General features: G+C 44.1%; 14 protein-coding genes. 5 read left to right on the top strand and 9 right to left on the bottom strand.

What is annotated here, in order from left to right; translation table 11 throughout:
• Positions 1 to 141: 141 nt before the first annotated feature.
• Positions 142 to 1,023 (bottom strand): AEC family transporter, encoded by an 882-nt coding sequence (locus L3V37_RS05220; protein WP_237305955.1) that lies wholly within the window; start codon positions 1,021 to 1,023, stop codon positions 142 to 144.
• A 534-nt stretch (positions 1,024 to 1,557) separates the two neighbouring features.
• Between L3V37_RS05220 and ihfA the strand changes: the two genes are divergently transcribed.
• Positions 1,558 to 1,854 carry an integration host factor subunit alpha gene (gene ihfA, locus L3V37_RS05215; protein ID WP_005377899.1) on the top strand — a complete coding sequence of 99 codons (297 nt, stop codon included), beginning with the start codon at positions 1,558 to 1,560 and terminating at the stop codon, positions 1,852 to 1,854.
• A 122-nt stretch (positions 1,855 to 1,976) separates the two neighbouring features.
• Here the strand turns inward: ihfA and L3V37_RS05210 are convergent, their stop codons facing one another.
• Positions 1,977 to 2,756, bottom strand: coding sequence for a phosphoribosylglycinamide formyltransferase (locus L3V37_RS05210; protein ID WP_017821825.1), 780 nt, complete (start codon positions 2,754 to 2,756; stop codon positions 1,977 to 1,979).
• Between the two features lie 315 nt (positions 2,757 to 3,071).
• On the opposite strand from L3V37_RS05210, the gene L3V37_RS05205 reads away from it, so the two are divergent.
• Positions 3,072 to 3,722: a thiopurine S-methyltransferase gene (locus tag L3V37_RS05205; protein ID WP_137281901.1), complete on the top strand. Its 651-nt coding sequence runs from the start codon at positions 3,072 to 3,074 to the stop codon at positions 3,720 to 3,722.
• Between the two features lie 72 nt (positions 3,723 to 3,794).
• Here the strand turns inward: L3V37_RS05205 and purT are convergent, their stop codons facing one another.
• From purT to L3V37_RS05170, 7 genes are all read right to left on the bottom strand, one after another.
• The gene (purT, locus tag L3V37_RS05200) at positions 3,795 to 4,970 is read right to left on the bottom strand and encodes a formate-dependent phosphoribosylglycinamide formyltransferase (protein ID WP_017633939.1); all 1,176 of its coding nucleotides are present in this window, start codon (positions 4,968 to 4,970) and stop codon (positions 3,795 to 3,797) included.
• A 143-nt stretch (positions 4,971 to 5,113) separates the two neighbouring features.
• Entirely contained in the window at positions 5,114 to 6,001 is an 888-nt protein-coding gene (gene cdd, locus L3V37_RS05195) for a cytidine deaminase (RefSeq protein ID WP_237305954.1), read from the bottom strand.
• 430 nt (positions 6,002 to 6,431) lie between these two features.
• Positions 6,432 to 7,109 carry an LrgB family protein gene (locus tag L3V37_RS05190; protein ID WP_005377888.1) on the bottom strand — a complete coding sequence of 226 codons (678 nt, stop codon included), beginning with the start codon at positions 7,107 to 7,109 and terminating at the stop codon, positions 6,432 to 6,434.
• Position 7,110: 1 nt separating this feature from the next.
• On the bottom strand, positions 7,111 to 7,485 hold the full coding sequence (locus tag L3V37_RS05185; protein ID WP_213903530.1) for a CidA/LrgA family protein: 375 nt from the start codon (positions 7,483 to 7,485) through the stop codon (positions 7,111 to 7,113).
• A 55-nt stretch (positions 7,486 to 7,540) separates the two neighbouring features.
• Positions 7,541 to 8,962, bottom strand: coding sequence for an exodeoxyribonuclease I (sbcB, locus tag L3V37_RS05180; protein ID WP_237305953.1), 1,422 nt, complete (start codon positions 8,960 to 8,962; stop codon positions 7,541 to 7,543).
• A gap of 157 nt (positions 8,963 to 9,119) precedes the next feature.
• Positions 9,120 to 10,493, bottom strand: coding sequence for an L-cystine transporter (locus tag L3V37_RS05175; protein WP_005377885.1), 1,374 nt, complete (start codon positions 10,491 to 10,493; stop codon positions 9,120 to 9,122).
• 200 nt (positions 10,494 to 10,693) lie between these two features.
• Positions 10,694 to 11,383, bottom strand: a complete 690-nt coding sequence (locus L3V37_RS05170) for an NAD(P)H-binding protein (RefSeq protein ID WP_053350419.1) — start codon at positions 11,381 to 11,383, stop codon at positions 10,694 to 10,696.
• Between the two features lie 248 nt (positions 11,384 to 11,631).
• Between L3V37_RS05170 and cobT the strand changes: the two genes are divergently transcribed.
• From cobT to cobU, 3 genes are read left to right on the top strand one after another with little or no spacing between them, the layout of a single operon-like run.
• The gene (gene cobT / locus L3V37_RS05165) at positions 11,632 to 12,675 is read left to right on the top strand and encodes a nicotinate-nucleotide--dimethylbenzimidazole phosphoribosyltransferase (protein WP_005377883.1); all 1,044 of its coding nucleotides are present in this window, start codon (positions 11,632 to 11,634) and stop codon (positions 12,673 to 12,675) included.
• On the top strand, positions 12,675 to 13,481 hold the full coding sequence (locus tag L3V37_RS05160; RefSeq protein ID WP_237305952.1) for an adenosylcobinamide-GDP ribazoletransferase: 807 nt from the start codon (positions 12,675 to 12,677) through the stop codon (positions 13,479 to 13,481). Before cobT ends, L3V37_RS05160 begins: the two co-directional genes overlap by 1 nt.
• A complete protein-coding gene (gene cobU, locus L3V37_RS05155; protein WP_237305951.1) occupies positions 13,478 to 14,011 on the top strand; it encodes a bifunctional adenosylcobinamide kinase/adenosylcobinamide-phosphate guanylyltransferase in 534 nt (177 codons plus the stop codon). Before L3V37_RS05160 ends, cobU begins: the two co-directional genes overlap by 4 nt.
• The last annotated feature ends 10 nt before the right edge of the window (positions 14,012 to 14,021 follow it).

Below are 14,021 nucleotides of genomic sequence, written 5' to 3'. Positions count from 1 at the left end.
CTTATCGTTGTTCAAGTTCCATACTGCTCGCACCACCCCTCATGACTTTAAAATACTAGACCAAACTAGGGATGGCCCTTACCCGAGATTAGGAACGTATTGTTTTTCAGCTAATACACGCTAACGATAGCTTGTTGGCGGTTAGGCAGCGAGTGAGAGGGTATAGCTAAGCAGAAGAGGTAGCGTAAGAATGCTGAAAAAGTTGCCAAATAGTACCATTGACGCCACTTTCATGGGTTCTATATTCAGCCTTTCCGCAAATAGGTAATTCATGACGGCTGGCGGCAGCATTGTGAAGAGCACCATCATTTGCAATTGCATCGTTGGAAGGGGAATTAACCAATAAATAAGTGCAAAAGCGACAGCACCAGTTGCCAGTGACTGCACGGTACACAACACACCAATCTTTAAACCGTCCAACCTTAAATGACACATTTGTGCCCCCAGAGATAAAAGCATCACGGGTACGGCCGCTTGCCCAAGTAGAGCCGTGCCTTCGTATAAAGGCGCCCATGCACCCACATTTGACACGTTGAGAAACAGAGCCAACGACGCTGCTAAAAAGATTGGCATCTTGACTATTTGCTTAAAAGGGTTGCCATGACTAAGCAGCATTACGCCTAAGCTGATATGCAAGCATGCTGATACGACAAATAAAAGCACTGCTGACGACAGCGCAATTTCTCCAAACGTATAGGTAAACAAAGGAATAGCTAGATTTCCGCTATTGCGAAACATATGTGGTGGCGCCCAGGTTTTAAACGAGAGTGACGTCCATCGACATACCGGGATCATGAGTAGTGCGGGAATTAAAACCGCGACAATTGCCGCCAAAAGAAGCGGCCCCTGATTTGAATCGAGCGGCATACTAACGAGTGACGAAAATACCAGTGCTGGCGTAAATACCTCAATATTAATGCGGTTTATTGGGCGAAAGTCAGGCTTGATGTAACGACCGACCAAATAGCCAACTCCGACAAGAGCAAAAACAGGGAAAAGAATATTTATGATTTGATTAATCATGGTCGCCTAGAAGCAGTGTAAGAAGCTAATGAGGAAATACACGAACTTCCACATTATCAATCTTTATATATGGCGTCATCGTTAAACAGCGAGAAGCGTGGGTTTAATCAAGCTTTCTAAGCACAGTTGCAAAGTACAGGTGGTCATACCTTTTAATCTAATTGTTACGTATCGAGTTACATACAAATCACTGAATTTACGACAAGTTCTATGTCAAGTGTCTGTTAAATAACCAATATCTGATATTTTTATTAAATAGTGTTTAATGTTGATATTTAAACTACTTTTAGTTTTATAATCTGGATGTTTTTCCTGATAAAGATGAAACAAAAACAAAAATATCAAATTTCTGGCGTTTAACAATAATTTACGTAGTGCTATTCCTTTTGTTCGCCAAGAAAAAAGTTGGCGAAAATCATAAGCTTGTCATACACTTCCTGATGTAACCCCGATATGTTGTTGAATTGGTAGGGTAAAACTGCTCTGGCGCTACACTAACGTAGCATTGTTTAACATAGCTTTGAGGAAAGTTTTATGGCGCTCACAAAAGCCGAACTGGCAGAAAACCTGTTTGATAAATTAGGATTTAGTAAGCGGGACGCCAAGGAAACGGTGGAAGTGTTCTTTGAAGAGATTCGTAAGGCACTGGAAAGTGGCGAACAGGTAAAACTGTCAGGTTTTGGTAACTTTGATCTTCGTGACAAGAATGAACGACCTGGTCGTAACCCGAAAACTGGTGAAGATATTCCAATTACTGCTCGACGTGTAGTGACTTTTCGCCCGGGTCAGAAGTTAAAAGCTCGTGTAGAAAACCTGAAGAAAGTACAGTAAGCCGAATAAATGGATCACGCTAAGGCGTGGTCTTTTTTTTGCGTAAAATTCGTGTGCATACAAATGAAAACCACCGCAATGCGGTGGTTTTTCTGTTTATGAGAGACGCTTAATGATATCGGTTACGCCGCTTCTAGATGCGTTGTTAAGTATGGTTGCCATGCTTGTTGGTACAAGTTCTTAGACTGTGTACGCATGTTGCGAATAGAGGCAAGCTCTATTTCGCTTAGCTCACGTTTTTCCAACATCGCTTGACGTTCTAGTTTCTGGATTTTTTCGTATAGGTCGTGTTCGGGACCGCTTTTTACATCTGCGATTGCTTTCAAGTGCAGTTGAACTTCGGCTACTAGGTTTGTTTTTGGTAAACGAACGAGCAAGTTCAAGTCTCTATATCCTGAAGGGCCAGGTTTTTTGAATCGATTTTTTACTTTCACAATAGTTGTTTCACGCTCTAAAGTTTCATAAATGGAGACTAAGCTCGCGACGTCTTCAGCTACAATCGTTGCACGTGCTAGGTCAGTAATACGTTCAACTTTCCCACCTAATTCTAAAGCTATCTTTTCTTCTGCTCGTTGTTTGGATTTCACGCCTGCGAAGTATGGCTGAGCGTCATTAAGAAGTGCGGTACTCTTACAGATAGTTTCAAGTTCAAATTGTGCTTGGTGAGCTTTGCTGTAAAGGATGTCGAAGTCAGAATATGGCTGAGTTGGTGTGGTGTCGATTGACTGAATGCCATATAAACCGCTAAGGCTGTGTTTAAAAAGTTTCGAACAAACTTCGTTTTGGCTGGTTGAACGATTTTGTTCGCCACTAGGCGCAGGGGTAATTGGAAGTGCGGCAAACGCCGGTGCACGGCTAAGTACCAAAAGCATCAATGCTGTAGTACGAAGAAATAAGCTCATTCACTCTCCTTAACTTGCTTGTACTTAGAAAATAGGGAACATAAAGGTCGCTAAGTTCGGCAAATCAGGTACTAACTTATAAATGGGGCCATTACGAAAGATTCCAAGGTTTCAGTTTTATCTTGAAGTAGAATCGTGCGTTAGATCACCATTTCTCTTTTCTTTATTCTGATTATCAGATAAAGGCGCGTCTCCTATGAGACCGATTACATCCTATCACCGCAGTATTAACCAAAGATGAACGGCATAGACAAATTGAAAAAAAACGTTAGTCTTACCTCTCAAAATGAAAACAGCCGACAAGTAGAAAGTAAAATGAGAGACCAAGAATTTTGGCATAACAAATGGGCCAGCAATCAAATCGGATTTCACTTGGAAGATGTAAACCCGCTATTACCAGTATATTGGAAACACACAAATCCAAAGCGTGAAGATAAAGTGTTAGTTCCTTTATGTGGAAAGTCAGAAGACTTGATTTGGCTAGCGATGAAGCATGATTCGGTTGAAGGTGTTGAGCTAAGCCATATTGCTGTGCGTGCCTTTTTTGCTGAACATTTTTACACGCCAACGGTAACGCCTCTTAATGGCATGCACGAGCTTTATCAATTTGATGAGCTCTCTATTTATACTGGGGACTTTTTCACTGCACCAGTATCTCAAGCCGATATCATTTATGATCGCGCCGCGTTGGTTGCTTTACCGCAAGATATGCGACAGGAGTATGTAGAGCGTCTCAAGCAACTTTTGAATCCAGGCGGTCGTATTTTGCTTGTTACACTCAACTATCCTCAAGAAGAGATGGCGGGGCCTCCATTTAGCGTGCCGGTCGAAGAGATTGAGCAGTTATTTTCAGGTTACAAAGTTACTTGTTTGAACGTAGATGAAGCTGACGAGAATCATCCTAAAATTGCGAAAAAAGGCTTAAGTCGCTTCTCTGAAGAAGTGTACTTAATCGAGAGTGAATAGGCTCTCTTCGGTTTGGAACACGAAATAGCGCAGCAATTTGAGCTGCGCTATTTTTGTATGAGTGGTTCGTATTTAATAAATGATATTCACTTTTGAAGCACTTTCAACAGCATCTTGAACGGCTTCTTCGGTGGTTTTTCGTCGCGTAAGGACAACACCTAAACGGCGGCGACCATCGATTTCTGGCTTACCGAATAGACGAACTTGTGTTTGAGGTTGAGCTAAAGCTTTGCTTAGGTTTTCAAAGCGAATGTTTGTGGAAGTCCCTTGTCCAAGAATAACAGCAGACGCAGATGGGCCATATTGCACAATATTATTAATTGGCATTCCGGTAAACGCGCGCACGTGGAGAGCAAACTCAGACATTTCCTGTGAAATCATTGTAACCATACCCGTATCGTGAGGGCGAGGAGAGACCTCATTGAAAATGACTTTATCGCCTTTAACAAATAGCTCTACACCAAAGATGCCGTAGCCACCGAGCGCGTTTACCACTTTCTCAGCCGTGTATTCAGCTGCTTTTACTGCGTTTTCTGACATAGTTTGCGGTTGCCATGATTCGCGGTAGTCGCCATCTTCCTGACGATGACCAATTGGAGCACAGAAATGCACACCGTCAACGGCTCTGATGGTCAATAAAGTGATTTCGTAATCGAAGTCGATAAAACCTTCCACGATAACGCGACCTGCACCCGTACGCCCGCCTTCCTGAGCGTAATCCCATGCTTTTGTAACGTCGTCTTCGGTCTTGATAACACTTTGCCCTTTACCTGAAGAGCTCATCACAGGCTTCACCACGCACGGAATACCCACATGCTCAACCGCGGCTTTGAAGTCTTCAAAGTTATCTGCAAAACGATAAGGTGAAGTCGTCAATTCCAGTTCTTCTGCTGCCAAACGTCGGATACCTTCACGATTCATTGTTAGCCTGGTTGCCTTAGCGGTTGGAACAACATTCAGTCCTTTCTCTTCAAGCTCTACCAGTTTGCCGGTTGCGATGGCTTCAATTTCTGGTACGACGTAAGTAGGTTGTTCCTTCGTAATAACTTCTTCTAAGGCGTTCCCATCTAACATGTCGATAACATAACTACGGTGAGCGACTTGCATCGCTGGAGCATTGGCATAGCGATCACAAGCAATCACTTCTAAACCAAGTCTCTGGCATTCAATGGCGACTTCTTTACCGAGTTCGCCAGAGCCTAAAAGTAATACACGGGTAGCATTTGCGCTAGTTGCAGTGCCAAACATAGTGTTCCCTTACAAAATAGAGTGATGAGACAGAAATTGCAGGAGATCATACTGAAGTTTCATGACAAAGCAAACGTTTGTTTTTGGTTTTTAGGTAGTAAAAAAGCTCTACAACATGTAGAGCTTTTTGTTGAATTTGTCGTTTATACGTTGACAAAACTAAGCGGAATATCTGGATTCAACGCTTCCAACGTTGATTGCGTATCGGCTAAATGACTGATCTTACCTTCTGAGTTCTCTACCAATGCAGCGGCTTTGATGTTGTCAAAGGTTTCACCCGCAAGTAAAACTTGGATTAGCGCAACTTGTAACGGCGGCAAGCTAGGATTGAACGCTGCATTTTCTGCATAAGCGCCTTGGAATACACGGCCGCTAGTCATCTCTAATGCTAAACCACTCAAGTTGTTGGTGTATGGAGAGTGGCTCATGTTCATCGCTTCAACTGCACTTTGGATGAGTGCATCTTCATCATCACATGAGAACTGGTGTTGAACTTCTGCCATTAAGCCGGACTCGATACCGAGATCGTTTGGTCCAAAGGCTTCAGGCAGGTATTCATGAAGTGACTTTTCTTCGCGTTCTGGGAGATGGATTTTAAGCTCGTTTGCGGTAGATAACTCATTCATGAACTGGCGGCAGTGACCACATGGGCTGAAGTTGATAGTGATATCCTTAACACCACGTTCGCCTTTCATCCAAGCATGGCTAATCGCAGACTGCTCTGCGTGAACCGTTTGACCCAACTGTACACCAAAGAATTCCATGTTGGCACCGAAGTAAAGGCGACCTGAAAGACCACGAACGATAGCGCCGACATAAAAGTCAGAAAGGGGAGCATAGGAGTACGCTGCGGCAAAAGGAAGTAGCGCAACACGAAGCTCTTTGTCTGATAGACCGGTAGCTGAAAGCAACTGCTCAAATTGTTGAACTGAAAGCGTAGCATCAAAATCATCAGCTTGGATGATAGGAGCAAGTTGTTTGGAAAGTGCTTCTGGAGCGCCTGCTAGCGCCTGTTCAATGCGACTTTTCATGTTGAATCCTTGTTATTGCATGGACAGTTATTCTATGTGAAAGATAGAAATGTTCCGTGCGTTAGATCACGATAAATAATGCAATTGATAATTCTGTTACATAATTAGAGTGAGCTCACACATGTATTCGATTGCACAGGTGTGAAGCGTTATCTCCGTCTCACAATTAACCATATCAGTATATATTCATATGACCAAGGAGCAGGAGTATGTTACCAACGCGACTTTTACCGCTATGCTACTTTATACTTACGTAATCTAGAGCGAGTGGTAGCAGCTAGAATGCTAATGCTATGAATGTATATCTCGATCAAGTCCCTTCACGGTATTACTGGGTGAGGTTGCTAGATAAGATAGGATTTTGAAAGGGATAAGTAAGAAATGGAAAGGCTACGGCCTGCCGGAAGGAGGGCAGACCGAGAGCGCTTAACTATTGATATAGCCAGACCGCCAAAGCAAAAAAACTTGGAGCCAAAATAGAAGTTATGATCCCACATAAAACCAATGCGAGTGATGAGAACGCGGCATCTATGGGCTGTTTCTCTGCACAAGTAGCGGTGCCTAAGGCATGAGAGACTGTACCCATTGTCAGACCACGTGCAATCGGGTGTTTAATTCCAATCAAATTGTAAATTGGGTATGCCAAAATTGCGCCCAATAAACCGACAATCAGAACCAAGATCGCCGCAACGGCAGCTTCACCACCGAGGTGACTCGAAATTTCCATTGCTATTGGCGTAGTGACGGATTTACCCACTAGACTTGCGATTAAACTGATATCCGCTTTGAAAGCGACTGCGATCAAGGTGGTTGTCATCATCGACATCACACTGCCTACTGTGCAAGCAAAAGTGATGATTCGCCAGTTTGCTTTAATTTGTGGTAGTTGTTCATATAACGGGTAAGCCAGAGCAACTACGGCTGGTTGAAGTAAAAAACTGATCCCTTCGTTATCCGCATAATACGTTTCAAACGGTACATTTAAGTAAGTAAGCAAAGGAATGAGCACTGCAATACTGATCAGCAAAGGATTTGCTAGAGGATTATTCACTTTGATTGCGATTTGGCGCGCGACAAGAAAAACCGCAATGGTAACAACTAACCACATATCAGTGCTTCTCCTTTAGCAAGTAGTCCAGCAGCCAAGCGAGGCTGACTAGTACAATGAGTGAGCCTCCAACTGCGCTAGCGATGATAGGGAGCGCATTGGCGAGTAGTAAATCGAAATGCTGCATTAATCCGACGCTGATAGGAACGAACAATAAGATCATATAGCGTATAAATAGCGTGGCGCCCGGTTTGACCCAGTCGACTTTTACAAGCCCAAGAGTCATGGAGAAAAACAGTACGAGCATACCGATGACACTTCCTGGAACGGAAACGCCAGTGAACTTTTGAATGGTAATTCCGATGCCAAGTGCTCCCATGATGAGGAAGATTGAAATGAGCAGTTGGATCAGTTGTAAGAATCGTTCTTTAATCATTTTGACAGTATATAAACAACAAGCACACCATAAGGTGCGCTTGTATTAGGAGGAGTTAGGAAGCTAAGCTCTCTACATAACGGTACACGGATTTTAATATCGCAATCTTCTTTTCGTCACTTTCATGTTCGTGAACTAAGTTTTCTAAATTCAGCATGTACTCTTCAATTCGGCTTTCAAACACTTCTCGACAGTGTAGTGCCCAGCGTCTTTGTTCTTGCTCGTCTAATGTGCCTGGGAAGTTACGCGCACGATAGCGGAACAATAGAGGTTTAATACGCTTGTCATCAAATTCAATGTCTAATGCAGCAAGATTATTCGGGTCGGTTTCTCGAATGATATCCATAGCTGCGCGATCAGCCGGAGAAAAGAACCCGTCGTAAAGCTGTGTATCGACGTCATCACTTTTATCGAATTTACGCTCGACTGAAAAGAGGCTAATCAGCTTTTCTCTAATTTCAGGATGTTGGCGCAACAAAGCGAGATTAGCGAGACATTGCTGGCGATCAATGCCAATAGACTCCGCATTTTCAGCCGTTAACGTTTTTGCAGGGGCGAGAATAGGGCATTTGTTCAAATGAACTAGTTTAACTGGCACTGGTAGCAATTCACCAAGATCTTCGCGCTTAGTGTAGAGTCTTTCGTGCAGCTCTTCTGCGGATAGCTCAAGAATAGGTTGAGGGTCTTTCGCTAAATCGATGGTGATAACGGCGTTATTATTGGTTGGATGCCAAGCAACAGGTACAATCCAGCTAGTGTACTGACATTCGCGCCCTAGCATGCCTGAAACGTGCATCAACGGTGTCATGTTGACGATGTCGACTAAATCATTGAGCTTGCGCTTTTGGCGCATAGAAAAAAAGTAATCAAACAATTTTGGTTGCGCTGCTTTTACTTTCTTTGCCATTTCGATAGTCGCAACCACATCTGCCATGGCATCGTGCGCGTTACTATGTTCTATGCCGTTAGCCACAGACAAGTGTTCTAATTTAAAGCTAGTGAAGCCATCTTCGTTTTCTGGCCATTCTACGCCTTCTGGGCGAAGGGCATGGCACGCGCGTAGTACATCGAGTAAATCCCAACGTGAGTTACCGTTTTGCCAACTCCATGCGTATGGATCGATAAAGTTGCGATAACAAGTATAACGGGTCACTTCGTCATCAAAGCGAATGCTGTTGTAGCCTAAACTGGTGGTATTTGGTTTCGCGAGTTCAGCGTGAATCTTAGCGATAAACTCAGGCTCAGAAAGGCCTTCTTGAACCGTTTTTTGCGGAGTAATACCAGTAATAAGCGCAGCTTCAGGAGACGGAAGATAATCAGCAGGTGGCTGGCAGTACATGACTAAAGGCTCGCCGATGATATTAAAGTTTTCATCTGTACGAACACCAGCAAACTGGCTTGGGCGATCTTTCGCGGGGTTAGTTCCCCATGTCTCATAATCAAAGAAGAAAAAAGTGGGCTGATTATCTTGGTGCATTCTGCTTACCGTTTACAAAACCGATGACAGTATTAGACCATTCAACGCCTTGACTAGCAACGAAAGATGCAAGTTGAATTTTTGAAAATGAAAAAAGCCGATGGCGAACCATCGGCTTGATATTTTATGTTTTATCGCTTTGGAAGGAATTTGAGTTCTATGCTCGTGTTTCTTCCAATGTTGCTTCACTTTCTGGTGACTTCAGCACTCGGCTAGCAATTGTACCCGCAGTCATTGAGCCTGAAACGTTTAGTGCGGTACGTGCCATGTCAATCAGTGGTTCAATAGAGATAAGCAGTGCCGCGATGGTCACAGGTAAGCCCATTGCAGGAAGAACAATCAAGGCTGCAAACGTCGCACCGCCGCCGACACCTGCAATACCAAATGAGCTGATGGTGATAATCGCAATCAATGACAGGATAAAGTGTAGATCAAGTGGGTTGATGCCCATTGTCGGAGCTACCATCACTGCAAGCATTGCAGGATAGATACCTGCACATCCGTTTTGGCCGATAGTGGCACCAAACGATGCTGATAGGTTTGCAATCGCTGGTGGAACGTTAAGCTTCGTGATTTGCGCTTCTACGTTTAGTGGAATTGTTGCTGCTGAGCTACGAGATGTAAACGCGAAGGTCAGTACAGGCCAGATTTTCTTAAAGTATTCCGCAGGGCTAACGCCGACAAAAGAGACTAATACGCCATGAACAACAAACATCAGTGCGATAGCAACATAAGATGCCACAATAAAGCCAAGTAGGTTTAGGATGTCGCCTGCGCTTGATGTCGCTACCACTTTTGCCATCAGTGCTGCGATGCCGTATGGCGTTAGCGCCATGATCATCTTCACTAATCGCATAACGATTGACTGAGCTGCTTCTACGAAAGTACGAATCGGTGATTCCAACTCTGCTTTTTCCATCATCACTTTACGAGCGGCGATACCAGTTAACACGCCGAAAATCACAACAGCGATAATTGATGTAGAGCGAGCACCTGTTAGATCAGCAAATGGGTTGGTTGGAATGAAGCTAACTAGCATTTGAGGAATAGTTAGGTCACTTACTGTACCGGCACGGCTTTCTAAAACGGCGATACGAGCGGTTTCACGCGCGCCTTCAGTTAAACCTTCTGCTGAAAGGCCAAATGTGGTTGTCACCAAGATACCGATAAGTGCAGCAATTGCAGTCGTTACTAGAAGAACAGAGATGGTCAGGCCAGAAATTTTACCTAAAGAGCCACCTTTCTCCAATTTAACAACTGCAGAGATCATCGATACCAACACTAGTGGCATGATGACCATTTTCAGTAGACCAACGTAGCCACTGCCTACAATGCCTACCCATTCAAGTGTTTGAGCAATTGCGCTGTTGCCTTCACCGTGAATGAGTTGCAAAGCAAGACCAAAAAGAGAACCGGTAACAAGACCGATCAAAACGAGACGTGAAAGAGTGTGTTTCTTTTGTTGTTGATTAAATAGAAAGAACAATATGCCAACAAAGACGGCTAGAGAGGCTATCACTGCAAAATTCATAATTTGACCTTATCAACCAGCCGAAGTGGCGGTTGTTTTTTATACGGGGTTTTATACGGATTTATTTATGGAGCGTAAGATAACGCTCGTGATATAACTTTAAAAATGACAAACGGGTATTAGCTAGATCTAAAATGAATATAAAAACGAGATCTAAGTCGCGTGAGAGTGTGAATTAGCACGTTAATTGTACAAAATGGTTATTCGTAGTGATGCAGTAAGTCACGCATTTCTTTCCTTTGTAAGTAAACCACCGAGTCTTCTTGATAACTGAAAAGTTGATAAATCATCGCTTTGGCGACATCTTCTGCTCGAATAGGTAAAAAGTTGGACAGTTTGCCAAGCATAAGTGGGCGAATTACCTTAAACAGAGTTTGTACTAACTTCTCGTCCATTCTTGGGTTTTGACGTTGACCAACAAGCGGGCCTGGGCGAACAAATACGATTTCCTCAAAATCCATAGCTTCGATTCGTTGTTCCATTTGTCCTTTACAAGCTAAGTAATGGGATGGCGATTTACTATTTGCACCGAGGCTAGAAACAACCGCAAGGCGTTTGACTCCGATTGTTTTCATTTGTTGGGCGACTTTGCACACCAGATCAACATCTACTCTACGCAAATTATCCTTACTGCCTGCTTGCTTAAGGGTCGTGCCTAAACAGATAAAGCCGATGGTTGGTGTTGGTTGGTTCTCATCCCATTGGTGGATAGAAAGGTCTGCATCAATGAGAGGAATAAGCTTGTTGTCCACATCTAGGACGCCATCGAGTGGGCGGCGAGAAAGATAATATAATGTTCCAACACCTGATTGATTTATGAGGTTTGCAATGACTTTTGAGCCTACTAAGCCAGTTGCACCGGCGATGATTGCGCAGGTGTTGTTATCCATATCTTTTCTCCTATATGGGAACATAGTCTAAGCTATTGTAGCGGATTTCAACGAGTTACTTATAATCTCGTGCAAGAAAGGTGAGACGCTCTGCGAACTCGGCAGACTATCCTGAGATAAACTTGATTAGCGCTGCCCCAATTGGATGCAAGTGTATACAATAGTGGGCGCGCAAAAACTGTCGCTGAACAAGACCTCTTGAACAACAGAACACCTCTCACCCAGACAACATCAAAGGAACGTAAAAAATGGATGACTCTTTTGCTGCGGAGATACAAGCACGCATAGATAACAAAACCAAACCCGTCGGTTCTTTAGGCTTATTGGAAAAGGTGGCACTGCAGTTAGCTCTTATTCAAAGTCAGAATAAACCTCAGCCAGTTGATTCCATCGCTATCTGCAAACCAAGCATGCTGGTATTTGCTGGAGATCACGGCGTTGCAGAGGAGGGTGTGAGCATTGCGCCAAGCGAAGTCACTCAGCAAATGGTGGCTAACTTTCTCGCTGGCGGCGCAGCCATCAACTGTTTTTGCGACATCAATGGCATTCAACTCAAAGTAATAGATTGCGGCATGTTGGCTCCTATTGATGTGCTTGTTCCAGAATTTAAATCCCATCCCAACTTGGTTGAACAACGGTTGGGTAACGGTACGGCTAATTTTTCTAAACAATCCGCGATGTCCCCAGAACAAGTGGCGTTAGGTTTAGAATATGGTGCGAAGATTGCTGAGCATACCATTTTGCATGGTTCAAACCTCTTAATGTTCGGCGAGATGGGCATCGGTAATACCAGTTCGGCCTCAGCACTGTTATCGGCGCTGAGCTCATTAGATATTGATTATTGTGTTGGCGTTGGCACCGGAATCAATCAACAGCAGTTGAGCCGCAAATATAAACTGGTAGCACAGGGGGTAAACCGATGTCGAGGTCTTGATACCAAAGCGATTCTCGCACAGGTTGGAGGTTTTGAAATCGTACAAATGGTGGGCGCTTTTTTAGAAGCCAAGCGGCTTAAAACTCCAGTTTTAGTGGATGGGTTTATCGTATCGGTAGCGGCTTATATTGCGACGTTGCTAGATGAAGAAACGCGTGAATACATGTTGTTTGCCCATCGCTCTGAAGAAAATGGACATAAATTTGTATTGGAACATCTAAAAGCGGAACCTCTGCTCGACCTTGGTTTACGGCTAGGGGAGGGAACAGGAGCCGCTCTTGCCTTACCCTTGTTAAAAGCTGCCGCCCAGTTTTACAACAAAATGGCGAGCTTCGAGAGTGCAGGAGTTACAGTTTAGTGTCAGTCCCTGATAATTCTGAGAAAGTCACGCCGTCATCGTTAAGATACCAGTGGGAGTTATTTCTATTAGCTACCAGTTTTTTTAGCCGCTTACCCGTGCCCCAAGCGTTGCCTTACAGTGAAGAACGCATGAATCAGGCAGGCCGTTACTTCGCGTTAGTTGGTCTCGTGCTTGGAGCGCTTTGCGCTTTGGTATTTTCGCTCACCTCAATTCTTTTCCCAGAGTCGGTTGCCATAGTATTAACGATGGTGTTTAGCTTATTGTTAACTGGGGCTTTTCACGAAGACGGCTTGACCGATATGGCGGATGGCATTGGCGGTGGCATGACCGTAGAGCGACGCCTCTCTATTATGAAAGACAGTCGTATTGGCACTTATGGTGCCGCCACTCTCATTATGGCGTTATTGGCTAAGTATGTTTTTTGGAGTGAACTGGCTAACTTGCCGCACTTTTGGTTGGTCATTGTCGTCGCTTACACCGCAAGCCGAGCACTAGCAGCGACGCTTATTTATGACATGCCTTATGTCAGTGACAGTGATACGTCGAAAAGTAAACCGCTGGCAAGCCGCCAGTCTTCTCTGGAAGTCTCCATTTTGTTGTTTACTGGTGGCATAACATTGCTTGTGCTTGGGATCACGTATGCGATCTTGATATCGCTTGTTCTCGTTGTATTTCGTTTGATGTTCAAACGTTGGTTAACCAAGCGAATTGGCGGCTTTACGGGGGATTGCCTTGGCGCAGCACAGCAGCTATCGGAACTGCTTGTTTATCTCACTATGATTGGGTTGTATCACTCCTCATGAAGCAATTGATACTCGGTGGCGCGCGCTCTGGGAAGTCGCATTTGGCAGAAAAAACAGCTAAGCAATTATCGGTCGCTTCTCAGCGAGCATTACACTATGTTGCAACCGCGCTGCCATTTGACCAAGAAATGCGAGAGCGAATAGCGCATCATCAAAAGCAACGCGGGGGCGAGTGGCAAGAGCATGAATGCCACCTTCATTTATCTGAGTTACTGACAAATTTCGCTACCACCGATGTTGTATTGATCGACTGTTTAACCTTGTGGCTCAACAATTGGATATTTGAGTTAGGTGATGAATGTTCCAATGAGAAGCTAGAAGCAGAAATTGAAAAGCTTATACAGGTGGTACATGGCTCAGATGCGACGTTAATATTCGTCTCTAACGAGGTTGGAATGGGCATTGTACCTCTGGGGGCGGTTAGTCGTTATTTTGTGGATAATGCAGGACGGATGAATCAAAAACTAGCCAGTGTTTGCCATCGTGTTACCTTTGTTGCTGCTGGTTTGCCGTTGGTTCTTAAAGAGTAGAATGGAACAA

Origin of the sequence: Vibrio sp. D54 (assembly GCF_021728075.1) — a bacterium.
Classification (GTDB): Bacteria; Pseudomonadota; Gammaproteobacteria; order Enterobacterales; family Vibrionaceae; genus Vibrio; species Vibrio alginolyticus.
This window is presented reverse-complemented; position numbering and strand designations above follow the sequence as displayed.

Excerpts from the sequence above, each read along its gene's own strand:
- L3V37_RS05220 (WP_237305955.1), bottom strand. The coding sequence starts at position 1,023 with ATGATTAATCAAATCATAAATATTCTTTTCCCTGTTTTTGCTCTTGTC.
- ihfA (WP_005377899.1), top strand. The coding sequence starts at position 1,558 with ATGGCGCTCACAAAAGCCGAACTGGCAGAAAACCTGTTTGATAAATTA.
- L3V37_RS05210 (WP_017821825.1), bottom strand. The coding sequence starts at position 2,756 with ATGAGCTTATTTCTTCGTACTACAGCATTGATGCTTTTGGTACTTAGC.
- L3V37_RS05205 (WP_137281901.1), top strand. The coding sequence starts at position 3,072 with ATGAGAGACCAAGAATTTTGGCATAACAAATGGGCCAGCAATCAAATC.
- purT (WP_017633939.1), bottom strand. The coding sequence starts at position 4,970 with ATGTTTGGCACTGCAACTAGCGCAAATGCTACCCGTGTATTACTTTTA.
- cdd (WP_237305954.1), bottom strand. The coding sequence starts at position 6,001 with ATGAAAAGTCGCATTGAACAGGCGCTAGCAGGCGCTCCAGAAGCACTT.
- L3V37_RS05190 (WP_005377888.1), bottom strand. The coding sequence starts at position 7,109 with ATGTGGTTAGTTGTTACCATTGCGGTTTTTCTTGTCGCGCGCCAAATC.
- L3V37_RS05185 (WP_213903530.1), bottom strand. The coding sequence starts at position 7,485 with ATGATTAAAGAACGATTCTTACAACTGATCCAACTGCTCATTTCAATC.
- sbcB (WP_237305953.1), bottom strand. The coding sequence starts at position 8,962 with ATGCACCAAGATAATCAGCCCACTTTTTTCTTCTTTGATTATGAGACA.
- L3V37_RS05175 (WP_005377885.1), bottom strand. The coding sequence starts at position 10,493 with ATGAATTTTGCAGTGATAGCCTCTCTAGCCGTCTTTGTTGGCATATTG.
- L3V37_RS05170 (WP_053350419.1), bottom strand. The coding sequence starts at position 11,383 with ATGGATAACAACACCTGCGCAATCATCGCCGGTGCAACTGGCTTAGTA.
- cobT (WP_005377883.1), top strand. The coding sequence starts at position 11,632 with ATGGATGACTCTTTTGCTGCGGAGATACAAGCACGCATAGATAACAAA.
- cobU (WP_237305951.1), top strand. The coding sequence starts at position 13,478 with ATGAAGCAATTGATACTCGGTGGCGCGCGCTCTGGGAAGTCGCATTTG.